Origin of the sequence: Paraburkholderia sp. RL18-101-BIB-B, from assembly GCF_046026985.1 — a bacterium.
In the GTDB taxonomy this organism is placed as follows: domain Bacteria; phylum Pseudomonadota; class Gammaproteobacteria; order Burkholderiales; family Burkholderiaceae; genus Paraburkholderia.
On the sequence record NZ_JARESV010000039.1, the window covers coordinates 41,469 to 67,498 of the forward strand.

The 26,030-nt window shown below is 59.4% G+C and carries 21 protein-coding genes and 2 pseudogenes; 12 read left to right on the plus strand and 11 right to left on the minus strand.

Annotation, left to right across the window (positions count from 1 at the left end; translation table 11 throughout):
• Positions 1-118: 118 nt before the first annotated feature.
• Positions 119-1,171, minus strand: coding sequence for an AraC family transcriptional regulator (locus P0D73_RS34885; protein WP_408434916.1), 1,053 nt, complete (start codon positions 1,169-1,171; stop codon positions 119-121).
• 425 nt (positions 1,172-1,596) lie between these two features.
• On the opposite strand from P0D73_RS34885, the gene P0D73_RS34890 reads away from it, so the two are divergent.
• From P0D73_RS34890 to P0D73_RS34930, 9 genes are all read left to right on the plus strand, one after another.
• Positions 1,597-2,367: an enoyl-CoA hydratase/isomerase family protein gene (locus P0D73_RS34890; RefSeq protein WP_408290595.1), complete on the plus strand. Its 771-nt coding sequence runs from the start codon at positions 1,597-1,599 to the stop codon at positions 2,365-2,367.
• 2 nt (positions 2,368-2,369) lie between these two features.
• A complete protein-coding gene (locus tag P0D73_RS34895; protein ID WP_408315519.1) occupies positions 2,370-3,599 on the plus strand; it encodes a CaiB/BaiF CoA transferase family protein in 1,230 nt (409 codons plus the stop codon).
• Between the two features lie 57 nt (positions 3,600-3,656).
• Positions 3,657-4,979, plus strand: coding sequence for a fumarylacetoacetase (fahA, locus tag P0D73_RS34900; protein ID WP_408434918.1), 1,323 nt, complete (start codon positions 3,657-3,659; stop codon positions 4,977-4,979).
• Positions 4,980-5,033: 54 nt separating this feature from the next.
• Positions 5,034-5,408 (plus strand): DUF485 domain-containing protein, encoded by a 375-nt coding sequence (locus tag P0D73_RS34905; RefSeq protein ID WP_408315523.1) that lies wholly within the window; start codon positions 5,034-5,036, stop codon positions 5,406-5,408.
• Entirely contained in the window at positions 5,401-6,987 is a 1,587-nt protein-coding gene (locus tag P0D73_RS34910; RefSeq protein WP_408315524.1) for a solute symporter family protein, read from the plus strand. The genes P0D73_RS34905 and P0D73_RS34910 overlap by 8 nt, the downstream gene beginning before the upstream one ends.
• Before the next feature lie 45 nt (positions 6,988-7,032).
• Entirely contained in the window at positions 7,033-7,626 is a 594-nt protein-coding gene (locus P0D73_RS34915; protein WP_408434920.1) for a DUF302 domain-containing protein, read from the plus strand.
• A 49-nt stretch (positions 7,627-7,675) separates the two neighbouring features.
• Entirely contained in the window at positions 7,676-8,713 is a 1,038-nt protein-coding gene (gene curA, locus P0D73_RS34920) for an NADPH-dependent curcumin/dihydrocurcumin reductase (RefSeq protein ID WP_408315528.1), read from the plus strand.
• 157 nt (positions 8,714-8,870) lie between these two features.
• Positions 8,871-9,839: a transcriptional regulator GcvA gene (gene gcvA / locus P0D73_RS34925; RefSeq protein WP_408315530.1), complete on the plus strand. Its 969-nt coding sequence runs from the start codon at positions 8,871-8,873 to the stop codon at positions 9,837-9,839.
• Between the two features lie 167 nt (positions 9,840-10,006).
• On the plus strand, positions 10,007-11,032 hold the full coding sequence (locus P0D73_RS34930; protein ID WP_408315532.1) for an NADP-dependent oxidoreductase: 1,026 nt from the start codon (positions 10,007-10,009) through the stop codon (positions 11,030-11,032).
• Between the two features lie 53 nt (positions 11,033-11,085).
• Here the strand turns inward: P0D73_RS34930 and P0D73_RS34935 are convergent.
• Positions 11,086-11,247: pseudogene (locus P0D73_RS34935) on the minus strand (phenol hydroxylase); the annotation flags it as partial.
• A 2,968-nt stretch (positions 11,248-14,215) separates the two neighbouring features.
• Between P0D73_RS34935 and P0D73_RS34940 the strand changes: the two are divergent.
• Positions 14,216-14,908, plus strand: coding sequence for a phosphatase PAP2 family protein (locus P0D73_RS34940; RefSeq protein WP_408315667.1), 693 nt, complete (start codon positions 14,216-14,218; stop codon positions 14,906-14,908).
• Positions 14,909-15,217: 309 nt separating this feature from the next.
• On the opposite strand, the gene P0D73_RS34945 is transcribed toward P0D73_RS34940, so the two are convergent.
• Entirely contained in the window at positions 15,218-16,042 is an 825-nt protein-coding gene (locus tag P0D73_RS34945; RefSeq protein ID WP_408180902.1) for an alpha/beta fold hydrolase, read from the minus strand.
• Between the two features lie 194 nt (positions 16,043-16,236).
• The gene (locus tag P0D73_RS34950; protein ID WP_408180901.1) at positions 16,237-16,884 is read right to left on the minus strand and encodes a cysteine hydrolase family protein; all 648 of its coding nucleotides are present in this window, start codon (positions 16,882-16,884) and stop codon (positions 16,237-16,239) included.
• A gap of 810 nt (positions 16,885-17,694) precedes the next feature.
• On the opposite strand from P0D73_RS34950, the gene P0D73_RS34955 reads away from it, so the two are divergent.
• Positions 17,695-17,844, plus strand: coding sequence for a hypothetical protein (locus P0D73_RS34955; protein ID WP_408290609.1), 150 nt, complete (start codon positions 17,695-17,697; stop codon positions 17,842-17,844).
• Between the two features lie 147 nt (positions 17,845-17,991).
• On the opposite strand, the gene P0D73_RS34960 is transcribed toward P0D73_RS34955, so the two are convergent.
• The 7 genes and pseudogenes from P0D73_RS34960 to P0D73_RS34980 form a co-directional block, all read right to left on the minus strand.
• On the minus strand, positions 17,992-19,149 hold the full coding sequence (locus P0D73_RS34960) for a PDDEXK nuclease domain-containing protein (RefSeq protein ID WP_408434922.1): 1,158 nt from the start codon (positions 19,147-19,149) through the stop codon (positions 17,992-17,994).
• Entirely contained in the window at positions 19,146-19,424 is a 279-nt protein-coding gene (locus tag P0D73_RS34965) for an HU family DNA-binding protein (RefSeq protein ID WP_408180898.1), read from the minus strand. The genes P0D73_RS34960 and P0D73_RS34965 overlap by 4 nt, the downstream gene beginning before the upstream one ends.
• 348 nt (positions 19,425-19,772) lie before the next feature.
• Entirely contained in the window at positions 19,773-21,284 is a 1,512-nt protein-coding gene (locus P0D73_RS34970; protein WP_408180897.1) for a sensor domain-containing diguanylate cyclase, read from the minus strand.
• 695 nt (positions 21,285-21,979) lie between these two features.
• The gene (locus P0D73_RS47090) at positions 21,980-22,264 is read right to left on the minus strand and encodes a CppA family protein (RefSeq protein WP_494478263.1); all 285 of its coding nucleotides are present in this window, start codon (positions 22,262-22,264) and stop codon (positions 21,980-21,982) included.
• A gap of 111 nt (positions 22,265-22,375) precedes the next feature.
• Positions 22,376-22,444 (minus strand): annotated as a pseudogene (locus tag P0D73_RS47020) (IS6 family transposase); the annotation flags it as partial.
• Positions 22,445-22,508: 64 nt separating this feature from the next.
• Positions 22,509-22,736, minus strand: coding sequence for a winged helix-turn-helix domain-containing protein (locus tag P0D73_RS34975; RefSeq protein ID WP_408315539.1), 228 nt, complete (start codon positions 22,734-22,736; stop codon positions 22,509-22,511).
• Positions 22,737-23,109: 373 nt separating this feature from the next.
• Positions 23,110-23,298: a hypothetical protein gene (locus P0D73_RS34980; protein ID WP_408315541.1), complete on the minus strand. Its 189-nt coding sequence runs from the start codon at positions 23,296-23,298 to the stop codon at positions 23,110-23,112.
• Between the two features lie 235 nt (positions 23,299-23,533).
• Between P0D73_RS34980 and P0D73_RS34985 the strand changes: the two genes are divergently transcribed.
• A complete protein-coding gene (locus tag P0D73_RS34985) occupies positions 23,534-25,870 on the plus strand; it encodes an alkaline phosphatase family protein (protein ID WP_408315543.1) in 2,337 nt (778 codons plus the stop codon).
• The last annotated feature ends 160 nt before the right edge of the window (positions 25,871-26,030 follow it).

A 26,030-nucleotide genomic window follows, 5' to 3' on the forward strand; every position in this document is an offset into this window, starting at 1 on the left:
TCCGCTATAACAGAAAGTTAGCCCCGCCGCGGACATCTCGCCACTGAAAATAAGACCGCGAACTAATACTTTATTGCATTCGGGTAAATCCGTACGGCATCAAGTGACAACGCTCCCCTCACCCATCCTGGCCCATTCCCTTCCGATACAGACTGGGTGAATTTCCGGTCCACTTCCTGAAAGACCGGCGAAAGCTCGCCGCATCCGAGAATCCAATGCGCTCGGCGACCTGATCGATAGGAAGCCGCGTGTTCTCGAGAAATTCGATGGCGAGCGACCGGCGCACATCGTTCAACAAGGTTTGATACGAGTAGTTATCGTCGGCCAGCCGTCGATGCAAGGTTCGCAGTGACATGCCGAGTTGGGCGGCCATCTTCTCGGCGGATGGGAACACGCCCGGTGCGTTCAGGCAAGCCATGCGGATCTGCCTCGCCAGTTCGGGAATGCCATCGCGTTCTTCGAGAATACGATCACACAGTTGCTGGCAGATTTGCGCGGTAATCGGATTCGCATTCGGACACGGACGGTCCAGTACATGCACGTCGAAATGCCACTCCATCGTATCGGCGCCGAATTCCACGGGACAGTCGAACATCCTCTCGTAATTCCGCCAATGTGGCGGCGCCGGATACGCCATGACCATGCGCTTCGACGGAAAAGGCGCTTCCAGCACCCGGCTGAATAACACCGTCATTGAGCTTCGCCAGAATTCGGCGACAAACGGCAACATGTCGCCGAGCGATGCGAGCCCGTGACTGCTCAGAATACCGGTATTGCCCTCGGTGGAATAGCGGATCTGCAAAACCGCGCCGGCCATCCTGACATTTTCGACGCTGAATTTCAGGGCGTCTCCAAAGGTCGTACTGCTGACCATGGCATAGCCATATATGCCGAAGTCACTGATCCTCTGACGCGCACCCGCGAGCAATCCAACATCGGCTCTTGTTGCAAGCCGTTGGGCGTTTCGATAAATGGCGAGGCGTTGACGATGCGAAATTCTCGCCTGCGAATCCTCCAACTGGTTCGCATGGACGCCCGTATTCGCGAACAGTTTGTTGACGGAAACGCCCTCCGCGGCCAGTTCGGCGGCGAGCGCGGCCAAGCCCAGAAGACTCTGCGTCGGCGCATCGAGGTCCGGATGCAATGGCGTGACGATTTTCGGTGGTCGCACGATTTGTCTCACTCCAGTTGCGGACATACTCGCACATTTTTCCGATCTTCATCGAGCACGTTTGGCACAGTTTGACACGGCAATTGGCAGCGTTGGACATTGCCGCTCAATGAGCTCGCTGAGATAGTAACCATCAACGGCGCACGCCGAAAAACAGATGGAGACAAGCCATGAAGCCCTCAGCCCACCCTGCTCCGGCACTAGTGACAACCCTGATCGGCGCTCATCCTGAAACCGTGGATGGCGCAATCGGTCCCGTCCATGCGGCGACGCAACACGCTCCGTCGATGCGAGCTATCGCGGCATCGGTTTGACGCACCGGTCACGGACTCGTCCGTCGACCCTCCCACACGCAGGCCGCGCCTCAAATGCTGCTTTGAAGCCAGTGGCCTTTGCCTCGCCTATCGCACCTTGCAGAGAGAACCATGACCACAGTAAAGATTGAAATGGATGGCGCCGTCGGAATCGTTTCACTAGCCAAGCCACCCCACAACCTGATCGACGACGCGATGATCGCGGATCTGCTCGCCGCGTATCGCAGCATAGTCGCCGAAGGTGCCCGCGCGATCGTGCTCAAAAGCGACATGCGGCACTTTTCCGCCGGTGCGGAAATGAGCTCATTTACCGATGGCAAGACGGTGATCCAGCACAACGCCGATCAATTCCTCGAGTTTCTCGACGTGCTGGAAAACGCACCGGTTCCGACAGTCGCGGCCGTTCACGGCGCCGCGCTCGGCGGCGGCCTCGAACTGGCGCTCACCTGCGACATGATCGTCGCCGCGGACACGGCCTACTTCGGCCAGGTCGAGAACATCGTGGGCCTGATTCCGCTGCTTGGCGGCACGCAACGACTCGTTCAGCGAGCGGGCGTCGTGCGGGCCAAGGAAATCGCGTTGATCGGACGGAGGCACCCGGCGGAAGCATTCGAACGCTGGGGCATCATCAATCACGTCGTGCCCGAAGCCGAACTCCAGAGCGCCGCCATGTCGTTCGCCCGGCAACTGGCGGCAGGCCCGACCCAAGTCCTCCACGGCATCAAGCAGCAGGCCAATCTCGCTGCCAACGGCGGCGTGCGCAGCGCAGACCTCGAACAGATCAACCTCAACAACATGATCTGGAAGACGGGCGATCGCGAGCGAGGTTTCGCTTCGTTCTTTTCGACCGGACCCGCCACCGCCGAATTCAAGGGAGATTGATCATGTCAGCACCGCTGCAGGGCATTCGCGTGATCGATTTCACGCGAGTGCTGGCCGGACCGCATTGCACCAAAACGCTCCTCGACCTCGGCGCTACCGTGACCAAGATCGAGCCGCCTTCCGGCGATATCGGCCGCGTGAGCATGCCGCATATCGGCGACATGTCGCTGTATTACGTGCAGCAGAACGCCGGCAAGCGCAACGTGAGCCTCGATCTCAACTTCCCGGAGGCACGCTCGATCATGGTCGACATGTGCCGGGACGCGGACATCATCGTCGAGAATTTTCGCCCCGGGACGCTGAACCGGTTTGGACTCGGCTATGAGCAGGTGCGCGCTTTCAACCCGTCCGTGATTTATGCCTCTTTGAGTGGCTATGGACAATCGACGTCCTGGCGCAACCGTCCGGCGTTCGCGCCGACCGTGCAAGCCGAGTCGGGACTGACCGACATCGTCCAGCACCATTTCGGCGATGCGCTCACCGAAGTCCGTAACGACGCATGCAGCCACGCCGACATGTACACCGGACTTCACGGCGTCATCGGCATTCTGGCCGCGCTTCAGCATCGCGCGCGAACCGGCGAGGGGCAGCACGTCGACATCTCGATGGCCGCCACCATGCTATCGGTGAACGAACGCGTGGGCGCACAACTGTCGGAAATCGATACGGATGGCGAACCGATCATTCTCTCGGCGCCAGATTCGCACATCTTCGATTTGCCCGATGGACGCCAACTCACCATCGCTGGCAGCCCGATCTACACGCCAATGTTTTCGCGTTACTGCGCGATGATGCGCCGCAACGATTTGCTGAGCGACTCCCGCTTCGGCACGGCGCTTTTGCGGCGGCAAAACATTGCTGATTTGCTGGCCGAAGTGCGCGCGTGGCTTCTCACCTTCAACGACCTGGATCAGCTTCAGACCCAGGTCAGCGAAGCGGGATTGGCCATTGGCGTGGTCCGGAGCGTCAACGAGTTCGCCGATTCCGAGTGGGTGCAGGAATGGGGTGCGCTAGTCGATGTCGACGACAGATCAGGCGGCACGACACGCATGCCCGGCGCGCCGTGGCATTTCAGCCAGTCTGAGTTACCGCAGCCGGGCAGCCCTGCATTCCAGGGCGAGCATAACGCCGAGGTGCTCTCCGAACGCAAGCTCAGCGCGGCGTTCATTCGGGATTTGCAGGAGCGCGGAATCCTTCTCAGCAGGCACAGCCCCACGCGCCCGTTCGACTGAACGTAGGTGCCATTACGCGAGCGGCTCGCGCCTTACCCCGAATGAATCGAGACGAACATGCAACACACTCTGAATCAGACGCATGATCCCGCTGCGCGCAGTTGGGTCGAGTCCGCCAATGCACCGGCGGGCGACTTCCCCATCCAGAACCTGCCATTCTCGGTTATCCGCAGAAGGAATTCCGATGAGGCGTTTCGGGGCGCGGTCGCAATCGGCGATCAGGTCATCGACATCGCCGCCTGGGCGTCTCGTGCCGGTCTGAATGGAATCGCGGGCGAGGCCGCGCGGGCATGCGCGCAGCCCGTGCTCAACGGGTTCTTCTCAATGGGTCCGTCCGCATGGCGCGAATTGCGACACGCGCTATTCGCGGCGCTTCATGAGCGCGCCCCTTCGGACGATCGCGCGGCGATCGAGGCATGTCTGGTCCCGCTAGCGGAAGTGGAATACAACCTGCCAGCGCAGATCGGCGATTACACGGATTTCTACACCTCGATTCATCACGCGACCAACATCAGCAAGCTACTCGGCCTGAGCGCCGTGGGCGCCAACTTCAAATCGATACCCATTGCTTACCACGGCCGGGTTTCGAGCATCGGGCTAAGCGGTCAGCGGTTCCGACGCCCGGCGGGTCAAATCATACTTCCGGGCGAAGATGCACCGATCTTCTCGCCGTCGCGCAAGCTGGACTACGAGCTCGAACTCGGCATCTACATTGGACAAGGCAATGCGGCCGGCGAGCCTATCGATCTGGATCAGGCCGACAGCCATGTTTTCGGGCTATGTCTGCTCAACGACTGGTCCGCTCGCGACATTCAGGCATGGGAGATGCAGCCACTAGGGCCGTTTCTGGCAAAGAATTTTGCCACCACGATCTCGCCGTGGATCGTGACCATGGAGGCACTGGCGCCGTTCAGGCTTCCCCTGCCGCGCCCGGACACAGATTGGAAGCCGCTGCCTTATCTGGACTCCGGCCGGAATAGCACGACGGGCGCCGTCGATATCCAACTGGAAGTCTGGATGGAGACTTCTCGCCATAGAGCCGGGAATCTCCCGGCGACGCGACTCTCACTGACGAGTTTCAAGCATCAGTACTGGAGCATCGCACAGATGGTCACGCATCACGCCGTGGGCGGCTGCAATCTGCGCGCTGGAGACCTGCTTGGCAGCGGCACCATCTCAGGCCCGGAGAAATCGGAAGCGGGCGCGCTGATGGAACTAGCACGCAACGCAAGCGAGCCGGTCACGCTGGGTACGGGTGAAAAGCGCAGCTACGTGGAGGATGGCGACGCCATTATCCTGCGCGGCTACTGTGAGAAAGCAGGCTTTGCACGAATCGGATTTGGAGAGAGTCGCGGCGAAGTCCTGCCAGCAAAACTCTAGTGATTAAGCCTCTTCAGATGTCTGTCATGAACACCATAACCGAGGAGACCCGACATGCAATCCATGGAATCAATCAACGCGGAGTTCGAGAGGCAAAACGCGACGAAAGTCAGATCATCCGGCTTGTCCCTCGTCGAGAAGACGCGAGCGCTCGCAAACTTCCGGAACCGCTTCGTATGGTCATTGCTTTACACCTCACTGGGAATCTATTTCGGCCTGTTGATCGCAGTGCTGGAGTTTCCTGGCGCGATGTCCCTATCCGTCTACGGCGAGCTCAACCTTGGACTGCTCGCGGTAGTCGTTCAGTTCGCGCTCACGATCGCTACCTTCTGGGGCTACTGCGCGTGGGCCGAGCGAGTCTACGACCCGAAAGCGGCCGAGTTGCTTCACAGCGCGTTTGCACAATCGAACGGTGATCGACATGAATAATCTGATCAGTCATGGCGGGCTCAGAATCATCGCCTTCGTAGGATTTATCGGACTCAGCCTCATTCTGACCGGATGGAGCGCTCGCCGGTCGCGCGGAACCTCCGGATTTTTCGTGGCCGGACGCAATCTGTCGCCGTTTCAGAACGGCCTCGCGCTGGCGGGAGACTTTATGTCCGCCGGCTCGTTTCTTGGTGTGACGGGACTCGTTTCCCTGTTCGGATTCGACGGCATCGTGTATCAGGTCGGCTTCATCGCCGGATGGATCATGATCATGCTGATCGTCGCCGAGCCTGTCAGAAACTGCGGCAAATACACCCTCTCCGATGTGGTCGCACTGCGTTTGCGCAGCCGCGGAGTTCGAGCGGCCACATCGGTTTCCTCGCTGATCATTTCGTTAGCCTATCTACTCGCGCAACTCGTTGGCGGCGGCGCACTGGCCAGTCTGCTATTGCCGATCGGCACCAACGCCGCGATCGTGCTGATCGGCGTACTCATGATCGCGTATGTGCTGTTCGGCGGAATGGTGGCCGCGACTTATGTGCAGATCGTCAAAGCCGTCCTCGTCTGGACTGCCGGCGCGGTGCTCGTGCTGCTTGCTCTCGCGCATTTTTCCTTCGACGTGGGCGCACTGTTCAATAAGGCACGCCTCTCATCGCTGCGTCCGGCGCAGTACTTTGTGCCGGGCGGCTACTTCAAGGATCCGCTGGATACGCTGTCACTCACGCTCGCTCTCGCGTTGGGCACAGCAGGCCTGCCGCACGTCATGACCAGGTTTTACACGGTGCCGTCCGCCGTCGCGGCGAGAAAGTCCGCGAAAATCGGTCTGATTGTGATGACGTCTTTTGCGGTAATGATGATCGTGCTCGGATTTTCCGCCACCGCGATCGTGGGACCGGCGGCGATTCTCGCCACACACAGTTCAGGAAACAGCGCCATCACCCTGCTCGCCACGACACTCGGCGGCGGTGCGGGTTCTGCCGGCGGCGAACTTCTTCTCGCTTGCGTTTCGGCAATTGCCTTCGCGACGATCCTTGCGGTCGTCTCGGGCATCATGATTTCCTCGGCCTCGACCATATCTCACGACATCTTCGGCCAACTCTTTTCGGCGTCTGGCGACAAGGAGCGTCGGCAGGTCGTGATCGCAAAGATCGCAACAATAGTCTTCGGTATGGCCGCGATGGGACTCGCGCTGCTCGTCAAGACGTTTAATGTCGCGTTTCTCGTAGGGCTCGCGTTCGCCATCGCGGCCAGCGCAAACTTGCCCGTGGTTCTCTTCTCGATGTACTGGCGGCGTTTTACGGATCGAGGCGCCGTGGCCGCAGTGCTCGCCGGCACCCTTTCCTCGATTGGTCTCGTGCTGCTGGGGCCGGCCGTCATCGGAGCAAAAGGCATCATCTTCAAGGATTCCACCCCGCCTTTCTGGCTCTCGAATCCCGGTCTGTTCAGCATTCCGGTGGGCTTTATCGCGGGCTGGATCGGATCGGTCACGACACGTCAGAACGCCGGCGGCGCTTCCTTCGATGCTCAGCAACTTCGAATGCTAAGCGGCCTTGGAGCGGAAGCCGCGTCGGAACACTGACCCGAGAGAGCGCGCTCTACCGACCTGTCCAACAAGGAGACAACAGTGATTAACTTACGTACTGCCGCTTCACGAGTTGCATTGTCTACGGCCGCCGTTGCTGCAATCAGCATGAACATGTTCTGTGCGTCCGCGATGGCGGCGACCGTCGAGGTATCGGAAACAAAGACGATTATCGATCACGTGACCGTCTCTTCCAGCAAACCCTACGCTTCCGTCAAACAGGATCTGGAGAGCCGTCTCGGCCGACTTGACGATCATATCCGCACGCTGCTGAAGCAGGACAAGGTCGACGAATTGCGCGTCGCCCTTCAGAAAGCCGCCGGCAACGATGGTCTTGTGATTCATTACATTGGGCTGCATGGAGATTGGCTCGTGCTGAAAGGACAGCGCCGGAACGGTACTGAGTATTTCACCGGCAACGTTCTCACCGCGACTGAAATGACCAGCGTCAATATGGCGGCGGGACTGTACGCGCCATTGCGTATCATGGTCTACGAGAACGCACAGGGTGGCACGACGATCGAGTACGATAAGCCGTCGACCCAACTCAGCCAGTTCCACAGCGCCCAAATCGACGTTCAAGGCCGTTCGCTCGACGCTCGGCTGGCGAAGCTTTGTGCTTCGGTATTGCAATAGCAACGTACTGATCTGACGGGCCAACGTCCTGACGAAGCGGATATCCACCATGAAAATAGACACTTTCAAACAGATCGTTCTTGCCTCTCGTCCCGATGGACAGCCAACCGTCGACAATTTCCGTCTTGAGCAAGCCACGCTGCCGGACACGCCGCCGAATGGGCTGCTGCTTCGTGTTTTGTACCTGTCGCTCGACCCGTACATGCGGGGCCGAATGGATGCGCGCAAGTCGTACGCGCCCTCGGTCGCAATCGATCACAAGATGGTCGGTGAAGCCGTGGCCGAGGTCATCGAATCCAGACATCCGGACTATCGCACAGGTGAACTCGTACTCGCACCAACCGGATGGTGCGACTATGCGGTGATCGACGGTACTGGATTGCGCAAGGTCGACCCCGATCTCTCGTCACCGTCGGCTCGGCTCGGCGTGCTCGGCATGCCGGGATTCACCGCTTATGCCGGCCTCATGTTGATCGGCAAGCCCAAACCCGGCGATACGGTCGTCGTTGCAGCGGCTAGCGGTCCGGTCGGCTCACTCGTCGGGCAGCTTGCGCGAATAGCCGGGGCGCGAGCAGTCGGCATCGCGGGCGGTTCTGAGAAGTGCCGCTACGTGTTGGACGAACTCGGTTTCGACGCCGCGATCGACCATCGCGCGCCCGACATGGCCGAACAACTGGCTGCGGCTTGTCCGGATGGAATCGATGCGTACTTCGAGAACGTCGGCGGCAAGATATGGCAAGCGGTGCTGCCTCTGCTCAACCGCTTCGCGCGTGTGCCAGTTTGCGGCCTCATCGCGCAATACAGCGGCGATCAGGAAAACGCCAACGGCCAGCTTGCGGCCACGATGCGCCAGATACTGACAAAAAGCCTTCTGGTGCGAGGCTTCATCAACTACGAGTTTGCCGACGAACACTATCCCGAGTTTCTGCGCATCGTGTCCAACGGTATTGGCGAAGGACGGATTCGCTGCAAGGAAGATATCGTCGACGGTCTCGAGAAGGCCCCGGAGGCATTTCTCGGCATGCTGGAAGGGCGCAACTTCGGCAAAGTAGTGGTGCGGGTGGCGGACCCGGCCAAGTTCGACTGATCGAAGTGCCTGCAAACTCAAGGGGTAGAGGCAGGTGCCTGGCCTGGCCGTAAAGCGAGCACGCTCCCTGCGCGCGCCACGATATGCTAACTTAGGGCGTCCGGGCGCCAACCGCGTCGAATCATTGCTTACTCCAAGGCTGTAGTTTTTCCACCGTATGCTGTCCCCAACCAAAGTGCCACGCCTTCCCCCTTTAAACGCGCTGCGGGCATTCGAAGCCGCCGCGCGTCATCTCAACTTCCGTGTCGCCGCAGAGGAAATAGGCGTAACTCAAGGCGCAGTTGCCCAGCAGGTGCGCAATCTCGAAGATGTTCTTGGACTTCAGTTGTTCGATCGCCTGCCGCGCGGGCTCGCGTTAACTACCCATGGTTCGATCTACTTCTCATCAGTGCAGCGCGCGCTAACGATCATCGCGAACGCAACGGAAGCGCTCACACACCGTGCATCGAGTTTGACGGTCAGCACGACGCCTTCATTTGCGTCGAAATGGCTCATCCCACGGCTGGCAACATTTACGGACGCTTATCCATCAATTGAAGTGCGCGTGATCGCAGATCAACAACTCTCGACTTTCAAAGGCGATGGAGTCGATATTGCAATCCGCCACGGCAAGCCGCCTTTCGGTAAAGGACTTGCTGCCGATCCGCTCTTTCCGGTCGACATCTATGCCGTCTGCAGCCCTTCATTGGCCGAATCGAGACGACCACTGAGGAAGCCGTCCGATCTGAAGCGTCACGTTTTGCTGCATGATTCACATGACCTGTGGCCTGAATTTCTCGAAGCGCTGAACGGAGGAGAACATGTCGATCCGAGTAAGGGGCCTCGATTCAGCCAGTCCGCCCTTGCAATCGATGCCGCGATATCGGGCCAAGGCATCGCGCTGACCAGCGAGCAACTCGTGGAACGGGATCTCGCCGCCGGCCGCCTGTGCCGCCTCTTCGATTTCGCGCTGCATCTCTCGCTGGGCTATTACGTCGTCTATCCCGATGACCGGCGCGACTCGGAGACTATTCGGGCAATGCGAGACTGGCTGATCACGCAGGCCCAATATGAACTAAAAGCAGCGACAACAGCAAAGCGATCGCGAGAAGGCAGTAGAAAAACTACTGCCAAGCTGAATAAATAATGATTCGACGGTGGCTGTCCATAAAACTAAAATACCGCTGCACGAAACCAGCCGCCAGAGATCGCTGTCTTGCCTCGTTAAATCCGACATACCAACATCGCAAAGGCTTCGCGCAACTCAAGTGAATCGTTCCCACCGCATCGCAATTCACACCGGAAATCCAATCCATGAACGCACCCTATTCGAATCGCCAATGGTTCTATGTAAAACGTCCCACGAGTCGCGTTGGATCGGAACACTACGAGCTTCGTGAAAGCGAAATTTCGGGACCGTTGGCGGAGAACGAAGTCATCGTTCGCGCACGGTACATCAGCGTGGATCCGTATATTCGCATTCAGCAGCACGAGCGCAATACGTATGACGTGCCTCATCCCCTCGGCATCGTGCAACGCTCCGGTGTAGTGGGAGAAGTGGTCGAGTCGGCCAGCCCGCTGTTCGCCAAAGGCGACTGGGTGTCGACTTATTCGGGTTGGCAGTTATATGCACGGTGCCATCACAGCGAACTGACCAAACTCGATCCGGCAAGCGCGCCCGTTTCCACGGCACTCGGTGTGCTCGGCATGCCGGGGCGTATCGCCTGGTTTGGTCTCATGGAAGCCGGCCGGCCGCGCCCTGGTGATACCCTGGTTGTTTCCGGCGCGGCAGGGGCCGTCGGCTCGCTGGTTGCACAGTTTGGGAAAAAAACGGGCTGCAAGGTCGTCGGCATTGCCGGTGGTCCAGACAAGTGCCGATTCCTGCTCGACGAACTGAAACTGGATCGCGCGGTCGATTATCGGGAACACAAGACGCACGAAGACTTGACGAGCGCGCTGCTCGAGGCCACAGGAGGGGTGGACGTTTATTTCGACAACGTCGGCGGCCCGATCACGGATGCCGTGATCCCGCTTATCAAGCGCCGAGCCCGCATCGTGATTTGCGGAGCGATCAGTCAATACGACGGTGGTTTGGACACGCCGGACGTGGGACCACGATTTCTACAGCACATGCTCTTTCAGCGCGCCACCATCCAGGGCGTGCTGGCAAGAGACTACACCAATCGTATGGACGAAATGGTGGCGCAAGTGGCGCCTTGGGTTAAAAGCGGTGAGATCGTATTCAAGGAGACTTTTGTCGATGGATTCGAACAACTGCCTGCTGCGCTGAATAGCTTGTTCGAAGGCGGCAACATCGGCAAGTTGCTCGTGAGGGTTTGAGAGAATTCGTTTCGCGCTCGTAAAAGATCAGGATCCGCACCCGGCCGCATCGCTCAAATCGACTTGAACAGGGGACTCTTCGCGAGTGCCTCCGCGCGGTCCGCGCTGGTGAGAAACTTCTCCGTGTAGATGTCGCGCTCGAACAACTGGCCCTGCATGAGAGTGCGGATCGCCGCTTCAATCATCATGGGCGGCCCGCAAAGATAGGCCTTGTGAAGTATGGTCACTGGTTTCACGTTCCATCCGACGGCTCGGTCGGAACGCTGAAGCTGAACGTCACGCCACGGATCTCATTGCGCACGATCCAGATACGGCCGGCGTGTGAGACTTCTGATGCTCCGTCCCCGCCGACATCGCCTCGATGGCGTTTCGCAAAGATTGACCATCGCCTGCTGAATCTGCACTGCGTCGGCTCTAATCATCAGTTTGCCTCAGCCATTCACGCCGTAACGCACCCGCAAGGCTGTCCAGCCCCTCCGCGACGTTGTCGCGGCCAGTTCCGTGAGCCTGCCGGCGCGCAGTCTGGCTGCCTGATCTTCGGCCCGCATCGCAAAAAGCCAGTGTTGCAGTCCATCATGGGATCCATGGATTGAAACGCATCATAGACAGTTCGTGTCGCGGGGCGTCACCGGAAAGCAGGCGACACTAGCGTTTTTCGTTCATTTTGTGAGTTGCGAAGTCTTTGGCTTCCTGCACATTTTCACGATGCGTCAGTGTGATAATGCGGTCGCGGCCAATCGCCATGCAATACAAATGCACCTGCTGCTTTGCGCGCTTTGCCGCGTCTATCGCAATGTGGCAATACGGGAGGGTTTCGCGCGTTAAACGGTCATTGGCTCACCTGCGTCCCAGACTCAACATCCTCAGGCTTTTCCGCGGGCCTTTCCGCAATTGCAGCCCCCACTTGCGCAGCGGCGCCCGCGGCCCATAGTGCGGAAGCCACCTTAGGAGCTACCGATGCCGTGGCATCGAATACCGCAACCGTATCCGCTATGGCCGCGCCAAGATTGAATCCCCCACTTGCGAACTTTAAAGCGGAGGCGTGGCTGTAGCCGTTCCAAAGCTCCGTTCCGGCTTGGGCCATGTTGAGCCCTGCACTCAGTCCCCATGCGCCACCGGAAAAGCCGCCCGCGACTTTGGCTACGACATGGCGACTTGCCGTTGTCGCATCCGATACGCCAGCACCCAGATTGGCAACGCCGGATATCATTTGCCCTGCGTGAGATGCAATTCTGGCCGCTAGGCTACCGACTGATAGCTGGCTTTGCGTGCCGATACCCGCTACCAGGCTGGCCGTGTTGCCGACTATACCCGCCGCTGCACCGCCCGCCCAAAGAGCACCAGACGCGGCGGTACTTATCACCTCGCGTTTCGGGATTGTCGCGACGCCGGCAGCGATGGCGCCCCCTAACTCGAGTGCTCCCGCGATACCTCCAGCATATCGAGAGGCTATAGGTGCGTTCCCTTCTTTAGAAGCCGCCATGCCAGACGATTGGGCGCCGCTACCGGCGGGGTCCGCGGACGTCGTGTGAGATGCAGCGCTGGCGGGTGCTTGCGGACCCAGTTGCGGCATCCGCTGCAACGGGATCGAATCGCTCGTCGAAAACGTTCGACCTCCGGCTGTTGACGGTGACGTACCCCACCGGACGGACGATGAAGCTCGCGCTGCCGGCCCGGGGTCCTTGACTGACCTGAGACCGGACAATGGGCCCGTCATCTCGGGGGAAGCTGGAGGTTGCGAGCCGCTTAGCGCTTTTGACGCTGATGCCGTTTGCCGGTCGTGGCCATCGTCGATCGCTGGCATATTGCTCGCTGGTGCTTCAATTCTCACGATATGAATACTCCCTTTAAGTTTCGTACCACATCATGATCAGAGATATCCGCGCATGTTATTTGACAGAAAAACAGTGCGTGAGCCAAGGCTTGGTCGGCGCACGCTTGCGAGGCGTCAGGCTGACGGACCACTTGTGGATAATGTCGCACCGTAATTGCGTCGCACACAGAAAACTTGAACGGGTTGACTTTATATTGTCAGGAATTCCTCGGCACGTAAAAATGCCGTAAAACGGCGAAGATACAGATCGCAATGCGAATACCAAGACGTTCTCCGTTTGGTACGTGCGGAGAGCATACGTCGCTTATAACGAGGTGCCGATTCATCGATTCTACGTGGCCACTCTGTCCCCTTCCTGAGCCACGCCCGCGAAGCGACGGGCAGCACTTATGCCTTGAGAGTAGGATGCCGAATCCCATTTACCTTTTGTGAATCAGCGTATCCGTCTCCCCTTGCCGCCTGAATGGCCTTTTCCGCCTCGTCGCGATGTCGCTGGTCGCACCTTCGGCTACCTTGTCGCGCTTCAATATCGCGGCGCCGATGTGTGGCTCTGGAGCTGTCGTTGCGGCGGCCACGTGACTGCCGAGTTGGAGGCGGTAGAAGGCGGCAGAACGCGTGATTGTGGCTGCCGTGAGCAGCGTCGTGTGTGGCGGTCCCGCCCAGGCTCACCTGCGCTGCGGGGCGGTGAGGTGTTTGGCCAGCTGACGACCGATCGGTACGCTGGCGATGGTTTGTGGGTTTGCCGGTGCGACTGCGGTGGTGAGGCAACAGTGAGCGCCGGGCGCCTGCGAGTGGGCAAGGCGCGTTCGTGCGGCCGCTGCTTCGGCGCTTCGACCGACTGACCGGCACGGTTTGCTCGGTTTGGTCATGGCATGCGACGTTCTTTGCAAGCTGTCGTCGGTGTCCAGGCATTAACCCCGGCATGTCAGCTCTATCTCGACGTTCCAATATGACCCGGTACAGACTGTCATCATCCGGCGAACTGTGCGGCGCGTCTCGGAGTGCAGCGGACATTCGAGGAATGAGATCGTTGGCGGATTCTCGGTCGAAGCTCGATTGGGTCACCCAAGGACAGCGGCCGGCATTTCCGCTGCGGCTATCGACGCGCTGATCGACGAGTATCGAGCAGGTGTCGCCATAGCTACCCGAGATTTTCCGATGGACGTGGCCGACGCGGTGTTCGTCGGCATACGCCGCCCGAAGAGGAAACTCGCGCAGTAAGCCGTCGGTGAAAGTTGGCGATGAAATTGCGCAGGGAAAGTTGTCAATGAAAGTAAGCACCAAAAATGCAGCGCATTCGTTGGGCTATGCTAACCTCGATGCGACTAGCTCAAGTTTCTTACAAAATAATGAATAGCTTCGATTCCTCTATCGAAACATATCTGTCCAACATACACTTCGGTCATTTCGCGACCCGATCCATAGAAGGCATCGCCGACCTTTACACCTTCAAAGGCCTCGTACTCATTCCCATGCTGTGGTGGATGTGGTTTCAGCAGGACGAGCGCCGCGAATGGCGGCGAGAAATGGTTCTCGCGACGCTTCTCAGTGGCCTCGTGGCGCTGTTCGTCGGAAGACTGCTGACTCACTGGTTGCCGTTCAGAGTGCGCCCCGTCTATAGCGCCGAACTGCATCTGCACTTCGCAGGTGGCGATATCAAGGACGCACTGCTGACAAGCTGGAGCTCCTTTCCAAGCGATCACGCGATGCTATGGATGGCGGTCGCAACCGGCATCTTCCTCGTGTGGCGCGGCATCGGTGTGCTGGCGATTCTCTATACCGTGCTGTTCATTTGCGTTCCGCGCGCCTATCTCGGCTTTCACTACCCAACCGATTTGCTGGTGGGCGCCGCTGTGGGAATCGGAATTACCTATGTCATGACGCGAGATGCGATCCGCGTGCGCTACGCGACTTCGGCGCTGCGATGGATCGAACGCTTCCCGGGACCTTCAGCGATGCTGGCGTTTATTCTGTGCCTCGAACTCGTTACGCAGTTCGACGAACTGCGCACGCTGGCGAGCAGTGTGCTCAAACATCTATGAACCACCCGTTGCGGCGCGGCGCTGGGAGCATGTCGGTGGTGGCGCCGCCCGAGCGAGTGATTTTATCGAAGCCAGGTTCATCGACGCGACACGCGTCGTTGTGATCGAAACGGCCGCTCAGAAAGCGGAGCAGTCGCACGAATGTCCAGGTGACGGTCTAGATGAACGTCGCTTCATGGGCCGACCTCTGCCCTACGAGCGATCGGCCGTAGCCGCCCCCTAACGGACGGCCGAGCTGAATGAAGGCAATGGCCGCTTACGGTAGATCAGTCGTTTGCTCGCTCCAAGTGCACCAGGATGCCTGACGATTCAGGAATTGATGAACGCCAAAAGATCCGCATTGATCGTATCGGCTTGCGTCGTAGGCATGCCGTGCGGGAAGCCTTTATAGGTTTTCAAGGTGCCGTTCGGCAGCAATTTCGCGCTCAACGGCCCAGAGTCGGCATAGGGTACGATTTGGTCATCATCGCCGTGCATCACTAACGTCGGGACTGTGATCTTCTTCAGGTCTTCGGTGAAATCGGTCTGGGAAAAGGCCACGATCCCGTCGTAGTGCGCCTTGGCTCCGCCCTCCATTCCCTGACGCCACCAGTTCAGGATCACGCCTTCGGACGGCTTGGCCCCTGGCCGGTTATAACCGTAGAACGGCCCGGCAGCAACATCACGGTAAAACTGTGAGCGGTTGTTGGCGACCTGCGCCTGAAATCCATCAAAAACCTCCTTGGGAAGACCTTCCGGGTTGTTAGCGGTCTTCACCATCAGCGGTGGCACAGCACTGATCAGCACCGCCTTGGTTACTCGACCCTCGCCATGACGCGCGAGATAGCGGACGACCTCACCGCCCCCCGTCGAGTGGCCCACGTGGACTGCATTTTTAAGGTCAAGATGCTCGGTAACGGCCGCGAGATCATCGGCGTAGTGATCCATATCATGACCGTCGGCCGTCTGCGTTGACCGCCCGTGACCGCGACGGTCATGCGCGATGACACGGAAACCGAGGTTCAGGAAGAACATCATCTGGGCATCCCAATCGTCGGCGCTCAGTGGCCATCCGTGTGAAAAAACGATGGGCTGCCCTGTTCCCCAGTCCTTGTAGAAGATCTGAATGCCGTCTTTGGTCGTGACCGTGTTCATTGTCATTCTCCTTGCTGAGGCGAGCTTTCAATTGAAAATGAACCACCGCGTGAACTCGTGCGCCATGAGACATTGCAGCGGGGTAAGCAGGCGGTCGGCAATCCGTCCGGGAAACATGCTGGGGTTTCGCAACTGGGCAAATGCGCTTTTTAGGCCGACAGTCTGTTCGCCTGCCAGCCGATCTCAGTTGGGCGTCATTCCATTGAGGCCACAACCTCGTCGGTAGTCACCACGCCGTGCGCGAGGAACGCGTAGTTGATCATCGCCGCCTTGTAGCCGTCGCCCCAAACGGGATGACGTGGTCCGGCTGTTGCATCGCTAACGACATACACCTCGAATCCCTGTTCGAGCAGATCACGCAAATGCGACTCCACGCACATGTTGGCAAGCATGCCTCCCAGTACCACCTTCCTTGCGCCTCGCTTGCGCAGTTGAAGGACGAGATCGTTGGTTTGCGGTCCGAAGACCTTGTGCGGACTCACAACAACCGTCTCGCCGTCGTTGATGTAGGGCTTGAATTCGTCGAGCCAGTCCGCGCCGGAGCCTTCAAAACCTTCCAGACTCAACTGACCACTACGCGCAAACGTGCCGGTAGCGAATTCATCTGCCTCCAGCGGTCCATTGAATTTCCACACACGATCGGTCGGGAAAAAGTAATGTGGCGAGATAAAGACCGTAAACTTTGCGGACTTCGCCGCCTTGAAGATTCGCAGCATGTTTTCTACCGTCTTATTCTCTGTCACGCTTGCTCCCACCGCGCCCCAGTTCTTGCCGTTCTTGCTTAAGACATCGACTTGCGGGTCGATGAAAACCACGGCTGTTTCAGTTCGATCAAAGGACACTTCGGACCTCCTATAGAGTCCATGACGGCTCGCCAACTTTCATCGACCCGAGCCTCTCCGATCAGATTAGGAATCGGCGAACTGGAAAGCAACGACGGTCCGATGGCGCGTCCAGGTTTTTGCACGCGCGCGCCGAGTGACGGGGCGCTTGATGAGTCCACCTGTTGACTTCGCGTGCACACTATTAACAAGCCAATGCTTAAGAAGCCAACGCGATCGTTGGGATCACGCATGCAAACAAATGCGGTTTCCGCGACAGCCTAGCCGCGCGTCAGTTCGAACACGTGCACGCAGCTAAGGTCCGCTGTCGGCGCCAAGCCGACGTCCGAATGACCGATCGATCGCACGAACGAATGGCGGCAGATGGCCGAAGCCGGAAGTACATTGCTCCACCGCACTGAGCCACCCGTGGCAGCGGCCCGACTTCTGTAGCTGACCCACTGCGAACCTTCGCCCCACCCCCAAACAGACATCCGTTTGCGACCCTTTGACTTCATCTGCGCGGCGCATGGCCAACGCTTTCGTCCTCGTAATGCAGGACATGTTTTGCGCATTGCGGCTAAGGGGATGACCTCAGGTCTTCCAGGTGGTCGATGCAAGCTGCAGACCGGGGATGGATATCCGAAATCCATTGACACAGCCGCCGGGCGCAATTAGTTTCCCAGTGTTTGGGACAAGTCATCCGGGTGATTCCACGTTGATACGGGGTAAATCAGTTGCGGCCCTTTGGGCCGCGCTGCGTACGCAGCAGAACCCATATTCGGCCCCACAGCAACACTCAATGCGCAGAACGTGCAGGACCCCTACCGTATGGGTTATCAGTCGGTCGAGACGCTGATCGCTGCCTTGCAGGGCCATCCGCCGCGTCCAAAGGTATTCGTCGACGTGGTGACGGTGACACGCGCGAACATGAATGAGCCGGCGATACGCGCCGTGATAGCCAACTACAATAATCGATAGCGACGCGGGAATGAGCGCGCGCCCCGAGTCTGGAAGCAGATTCAGGCGGTAATCGTCCTTTTCGTTCGAAAACAGGCAGATTCTCCAGAAGGCATTCTTGTGAGGCGCTCAGGGTGATCCTGATCTGTCGGACGTCGGGACCGGATCTCACGCAGCCCCGGTACGCCGCTCCAGTTCCGCTGTCGTGCGCTCCAGCTCCTGCACGATCATCGCCTCATCTGGCAACACGGTCTGGTATTCCGCCGCGAGAATCTTGTTCGGCAGGTTGTCCAGCGCGTAGTGTGCTTCGGCCGCACCTTTTTCGGCGCAAAGGATCAGACCGACAGGTGGATTCTCCCCAGGCTTCATCCAGTGCTCGCGCGCGTAGTTCAGATAGAGATGCATCTGCCCGGAGTCCGCATAGCTGAAGCGGCCGACCTTGAGATCGATGATGACGAGGCATTTCAGACGTCGATGGAAAAACACCAGGTCGACCCTGAACCACGTGTCGTCGATTCGCAGACGGCGCTGCCGTCCAACGAAAGCGAAGTCGTCGCCAAGTTCCAGCAGGAAGTCCGCCAGATGCTGGATCAACGCCTCCTCAAGACCCGACTCCGAGTACTCGTCCTTGATGTCGAGAAACTCGAGGACGAACGGGTCGCGAATCGCCTCCTCTGGCGTGAGGAGATCACCCGGCTGAACATCAGCAGCTTTCCTGAGCAGGGCTGCCTTGTTGCGCGACAGCGCCAGCCGCTCGTAAAGCTGGCTACTGATCTGGCGGTCGAGCTGGCGCACCGACCAGCCTTCACGCAACGCCTCTGTTTCATAGAAAGCGCGAGCGGGCGCCGTCTTCACTGAAAGCAGGCGCACATAAGCGGACCACGGCAACGTAAAACGGGCGGCTAACGCCATGTAATCGGGCGCCGTTGCCATGGCGTCGACGACGTCATTCGCCGGCGGCGATTTTCCAGACGGCGTCTGGACATTTTCGGGGGCTGCAGATTTTCCAGACACTGTCTGGAAAATCTCCGCCGCCGGCCAGGCGAAATAGAAGGCGCGCATGCTGGCCAGATTGGCCTTGCCGAATCCGCGTCCGAAACGGCGCGTCAGGTCGTCCGCGAGCCGGGCAATCAGCGCCTGTCCGTAGCCCGCGCGCGCCTGCCCGCCCTGCTCACTGGCGACGATCCGCCGCCCGATCTCCCAGTAGGCGGCGGTCATCACGGCATTGACGTTGCGAGCCGCCGTGCGTCGCGCCGACTCGACGACACTGACCACTTCCTTATGCAGCCCGGCGTAGTCGCCGGGAATGATCGCCACCTTCGTCATGACGCGTTGACCGCATCCTTGAATGCCTTGCCGGCCGTAAACCTGACCGTCCTTGCCGCGGCAATCTGGATTTCGGCACCCGTCGACGGGTTGCGTCCGGTGCGTGCGGCGCGCTGCCCCGTCGAGAACGACCCAAAGCCCATCAGTTGCACGCCGTCGTCAGCGATCAGCGCGTGCATGCTCGCCCCGAGCACCGCATCGATGGCTTCACCATTGGCGGCCTTGCTGTCGCCGGTGCGACCGGCGACAGCGTTGATGAGTTCCTGTTTGTTCATGGACAGCTCAGTTCCGTGAGTAATACCCGCACCCTACCGCATCGCACGGCGCACAGGCAAACCTGACGCTGGGCGACGTCGGCGTCGGCATCGCACGCCGGCGGCGAATGCCTGTCCGACGACCGGTTCTCGATGTGACGCGTACAGCGGCGCCCGCGCCTGCATCGCTTCGTCGCCAGTGATCGTGGCTCGCCGATTCCACCTGAACGTGCGGCCTGAAATGATCGGTGATCGCCTAGCCGCGCGGGCACCGGCCAGGTTCCTGTTCATCCTGCTGTTCGGGTGCAACTCCATTCCGCTGCCTTTGTGTCCGCCCTCTGCGTCGTTTGCGTGCGCGCGCTGGCGCTGCTATGCCTCGCAGACCCGGTTACGGCCGGTTGACTTTGCTTCGTATAGGGCCGAGTCAGCCATCTTCACCAGAATCGCGCCATCGTGAACCGCTCGCCCTTGCGACGTCACCACGCCGATGCTCACGGTCACACAGCCATACCGGCTCTGGGCGTGTTCAATGTTGAGATCAAATACGGCTTGCCGAATGGTCTCTGCGACATTCGCGGCACCGGTCGCGTCGGTATCTGGAAGGGTCACCACGAACTCTTCGCCGCCATACCGCGCCACCTGGTCGGCCGGTCGGCGAACGCACAGAGCCACGCATTGAGCAACGGCTCTTAGTACCTCATCGCCCGCCTGATGACCATAGTAATCGTTGTACGCCTTGAACTGATCGATGTCGACGAACAGCAGCGAGAGCGGACGGCCCGAGCGATTGGCCTGTTGCCATTCCTTCTGCAACGTTTCGTCAAAGGTGCCCCGGTTGCTCAATCCCGTAAGCGCGTCCGTACGCGCCAGATGCTGTAGTTTCGACTCCGCAAGCTGTCGCCGCCGTAGTTCACGCGACAACAGCAACGATCCTGCCCCAAGGATCACGCCGAACACCGCCATCACGATCTCAAGTCGCCTGGCCCGGCGTTGCCATTCCGCGTAAATGTCGTTCTCCGCGGGTGCCACGTCGACTATGATCGGAAGCCCGGGTAGGTGCTTGTACACGTAGAGCCTGCGGATCCCATCGATTGAGGCAGTGCCAGCGAACGCACCTTCGTTTGTCGACATCGCCTGAATAAACACGGGGGCGTTTCGGATGTCACGCCCAACCACCTTCGGATCGTAGGGCAATCGGGTGATCATGGTTCCGTTCGTCTCGATCACTGCCGCTGTGCCGCGCTCCCCCACGGACAGGCCGTCCAGTAGAGCGCGGAAATAGTCGATGCTCAGCGTCCCAACCACGACACCGCCGAAAGAGCCGTCCGTGCGCGTAATCCGGCGACTCAGGGCAATCGTGAGCGCGCCGTCGCGCAGCCGCGACGCGTAGGGTTTGCTGATGTAGAGGCCGGTGTTGCCGCTGTCGCGGTGAAAGCTGAAATAGTCACGGTCAGCGAAGTTCCCGACCCGCGCCGGTATGAATCGGGAGTCCAGGACGATGTCGCCGCGCTCACTCATCACGAATATGGAGCCGAGGTACTTACCCGAAGCGGCGCGGTCGAACAACACCCCGCTTCGGATCCTCGGGGGGAGTGCCATCACCTGCGGATCCGCCACCCCGTCCGCTACCGCTTGCAGCGAAAGATCGTAGAGCTCGATGTTGCGAGCGATGTCCCGCTCGATGACGAGCATCAGGTTCCGTGCATTTTCCTCGGCGTGGTTGTAGGCATCGTTGCGTGACTCGAAAAGCACCCACGCGCAAAGGCTGCACGTGAACAGCGTCAGCAAAACACCACAAACGATCACACCAGATGGCGACAACACCCGCGAGGCGGCTGACGAAACGGATCGGCGCACAGAAAGCGATAGTGACGAACGCATGGAGCCTCATGAGACGAATTCATCCGCACGGTCTGAACAAACGTTGCCGCGCGCACGGGGCGGCACGGGTGCCTTCCGATAACAAGCCATCGTCATTTCTCGCGGCGCACGAGACCCCAAAACGACTCTGATTATCGCCGCACAGGATCTGACAAAATCATTACTTGAGTAATTTACTGGAACGCCAAGAGGCCGCCTTTTCAAATACCCGAGGCGACACTTGCCCAGCCACCGCAGGCGAGATGGTATCTGCGGACAATCATTTGGACGCCGTGGGATGATAAATCGTATTCGACCGGTGGCAAGGGATGTCAACGCAGATAAGGACCGTTTCACAGTTTTCCTGATGGACGGCGGCAAGTTGAAAATCCCCTTCCAACGATTTACCAGACTGCTCGCCGCATCGCGAGAGCAAAAGGCAAGCGGTTCGTGTGAACGCCGATGTCCCGGCAGCAGCGACGTTTCTTCGACGCCCGTCGAGTACAGGATGAACGGCCAGCAACTCCCCCGTCCTCGTAAATGCGGATATCGTGAGCCAAGCTGTGCACGTAGAGCGTGCGCCGCGGGTGCCCGTTGTCAAGCTGAATGACTGTGGCTCTCACCTGGCGCAAACGTCACTTCCAGAATCCGTCTGTCAGAAGCGGCCGATGTGACGTGATCGGATCGGCGTTCTCGCTAGATTAGACGTCAAAGAATCAAACACGCACCGAACCGGGGCCGCGCCTTGCCGCAGCCGCGGCCAGAATTTCGCGGATTGAAGCGAGTGACCGCTCGGCAGTCGCAGTCGATATGCGTGGGCCCGACTCGCCGAATATTGGCGGCCTCAGACCTAGGCATCGGCAGACACGAGACACATAGGGCTTTGTCGGGCCGCCGCACCGCTCAGCGGCCGCGCCAAGGGCGGCCTCGCCGACCTGCTCCCGCATCCAGGCGAGCGTTCGGCGATCCTTGTCGTTAAGAATACGAATCAGATGTTCCATATTGCCGACCCTGTATATATAACCAGTACTGTTAATATATACAGTATTGCTGCTGCGTTCAAGGTGAAAGTAGCGGTTCCACCGCGACCGCCGCCGATACACACTGCACCGGCGAACGGCACAACCGATCACCACCGCCGGAAAGCGATGGCCATCATAGAGTGATTTCGTATTTTTCATCGCCGATTTACGCGGCCACCGCAGCAACGTGACAAGGCCCCTACGATGATTGACCGGCGTTCGACTAGTGAGAAGGAGAACTCGACAAACGATAGCGTCGACTCCGAACCGTTTCGATCATTGTGTCCAATGGTCGAAACGCGTCGCGGAGGAACTTGATATGGACATCGACCGTGCGCTCACTGGCATGGGGTTGTGCCATCCAGACCTCCTGGACAAATGCGTCACGGGAAAGTACCTCTCCTGGATGCGCCAAATAAAGACGTAGGAGCTTGAATCCTGTCGGCGACATAGTGACAGCAACTTCTCGGTCCTCCCGCCGTACGAATACTCGATGTGACGTGAGCGACACGGTGATCCCAGGGACGCTCAAAAAATATCCTGGGAGTTCACGTTTGGTTGTGGGCGCAACATAACCTGTACACGGGCAAACAATTCCCTTGTTGAAAAGGGCTTGACGAGATAGAAGTCCGCCCCGGCATCAACAGAGACAGTCCCGTCATGTCAGGCAACGTCCAGCCAAGAATCACAGCCGCCGGCAACCGCTCATCAATTAACTCCTTCGCCTTTTTTCCCCGTGAATGCAACCAGGTCGATGCCCCGCTTCCTGTGCATGTAGCCATAGCAGTTCGGCTATCGAGGGATCATCTTCAACAATCAGAATTTCAGACATGTTGCTGGCCGAGGATCAGCGCGAGAGGTGGATTCGGAGCTACAAAAATCTGCCAGAGTTTATCCGTGAGAGGCGTGATGATAACCGCTGCCTTCCAGTTAATTGCGAACTGCAACTTTTTTTTCGACATCTCCTGGACACATTTATCGGAGAGCCAATTTTGTCGGCTTTCTGAAGACATGTTTGGTAGGTCCTGTTGACGCGCCATCGCGAATTGCAAGCCAATATTCAGGTTTCTGCCGCTAAAGTTTCACTCAGGGGTGTTCCAATTCGCCCTGCTTTAAAGGCAGTCGTGGCAGTTGCACTTCTAATAACATCCCAGGCAAGCTCCGCACGTAGTTGAAAGTGAACGCGCTGCACCGCGCAATCGGAGTTTGCTCTGAAGGGCGTATACAACCAACAGGGGCTCCCCCACAATGTCGGTCAACTCAACAAGTCGCACCACCACTCTTCTTCTAACTTCGATCGCGGCAGCCTGCGTGCTGACCGCTTGCGGAGGTAATGACAACTCTACACCGGCGGCCAGCAACGCCCCCACGCAGACATTCGCGGGCGCCGTCGCCGCCGCCGGCTTCGTGCCGGGCAGCACGACTGGCGATCCAATCCTCAAGGCAGGCTACTACGCTGGCGCGACCGTGTGCGTCGACGCGAACGGCAACGGCAAGTGCGACGGGGCTGAAACCATCGCGACAACCGACAGCACGGGCCATTTCACGCTGAAAACCAGCGGCAGCGGCCAACTGATAGCCGACGTGAGCACCAAGGCCACCAACACGGCGACCGGCGCAGCCGCCCCGAGCCACATGATCCTGCGCGCCTCGGCGGCACAGATCGCCGACCAGGGCGCGACGAACGTCGTGATCAGCCCGATGTCGAGCGAAGTTCAGCGTCTGGTTGAAGCGAACGGCACGACCTACGCCACCGAGAAGGCCAACCTCGCGACGCGCCTGAGCGGTCCGGGTGTGGCCGCTTCGGCAGCGACTGTCGCGGCCGCCGACGTGCTCGGCGACGTGAACAAGCTGTCGGGCGCCGAGCAGTCGGCGATCCTCTTTGAAGACAATGCACTGACGAACCGCTATACGTACGCAACGACCAAGCTCGATCGCGGCGACATGTACCCGGATAACCTCGCGGTTGCGGGCGGCGATCCGTCGCTCGTCGGCAAGGCGGGTGTGACCTCGACGACGGCCGTTGTGCCGACACAGACGCAGACGCCGATCACGTTCGCGCAGTCGCAGCAGGCTGCGTTCAACGTCGAAGGCATTCCGCGCTATGACGCGGTCTTCATTGTCATGCTCGAGAACCGCTCGATCGGAACCACGACGGGCGGCACGATCGGTATCGAGGGCTCGGGCGACGCACCGTACATCGCCGGCAACCTCGACTTCACGAGCGGCAAGTGGAACCAGGCGACGACCTATTACTCGACCGGCAACCCGTCGGAACCGAACTACACGGCGCTCGGCGGTGCGGACGACTGGGGTATCACCGACGACAACTGGTGGGGCTGCGGCGTAGACGCTTCCGCGCTGAAGGACACCGCGTTCGCGGGCGGCAAGGCATCAGACGGTCAGCCGCTGGTGGCGACGGCCGCTGTTCCGGCCAATCAGAACGGTGACCTGTCCGGCTTTGGCACTTGTCCGACGGGGACGACCGCTGCGCACAACATTGTCCAACCGAACCTGTTCACGCAGTTGTCGAACGCTGGCCTCGCGTGGCGCACGTATAGCGAGTCGATGAACCCGGGCCAGGATCCGCGTACCGACAGCATCGCCGACCCGGCCGTCGTGGCCGGCTACAACGGCATCGCAGGCACCGTCACCGCCGGCCTGACCAGCCCGGCTCTGAACATGCCGTCAGCGCTGTACAAGACGAAGCATCACCCGGGCATGGCCTACCAGACCGCGCGTTCGCTGCCGGAATTCTTCGCTAGCAACCGTACGATCTTCGGTACGCAGTACGCTTCGGCGCTCCAGAACACGTCGGTGTACCCGGTCCCGTCAGGCTACAACTTCGACCAGTTCGATACGGACCTGCAGAACGGCGACGTTGGCGCGGTCAACTTCGTGGTTCCGGACCAGTGCGACGACATGCACGGCACGGGTAACGACCCGACCTGTAAGGGCGACAACCTCGTGAAGCGTGGCGACGCGTACGTCCAGCAGGTGGTGACCAAGATCCAGGCTTCGCCGATCTGGAACAATCCGAAGCGTCACGTTGCGATCGTCGTGATGTTCGACGAAGGCGAAGGTAGCTCGACGTCGTGCTGCGGCTGGAACCCGAGTCAAACGTCGGCCGCTGAACCGCTCACGTTCACGAACGGCAAGTACACGCCGACGACGACGACGCAGTACAACAAGGGCAACCACGGTCACGGCAACTCGATCTTCGGTGTGGTCACGAACCATGGCGCGCAGGGCATCCAGGACAGCGACGCGTACAGCCACTTCGCGCTCGTGCGTACGCTGCAGGACATGTTCCAGCTCGCCGATCCGGCACCGGGCCAGGAGTCCACGTACATCGCCCGCTCGAAGTACACCGAGAGCTTCATCACGGCGAACATCCTGAACCTGCCGGAACTCGCGGACAGCGCCGATACGCACTTCGACTCGGTCCGTCCGATGAACCATGCGTACATCACGCCGCAGGGTTATACGCAGAAGCTGAATCCGGCCGACATCATCGGTACGCAGGAAGCTAATCGCCAGCCGGGTCCGGACAAGACCCAGACCAACATCTGGACGATCCAGTAAGTTTCACGGTCACGGGGAAAGGGCCCGCCCTTTCCCCGTCTGAAACCATCGCAGCTGTATGCCGGGTATGCCTTGCGCGTTACCCGGCACTTTTGTTGAACATCTCGCACATTTTCCCGGCCACCTCGCCTCGTGCGACTACGGGGTCGCCCGGAAACTG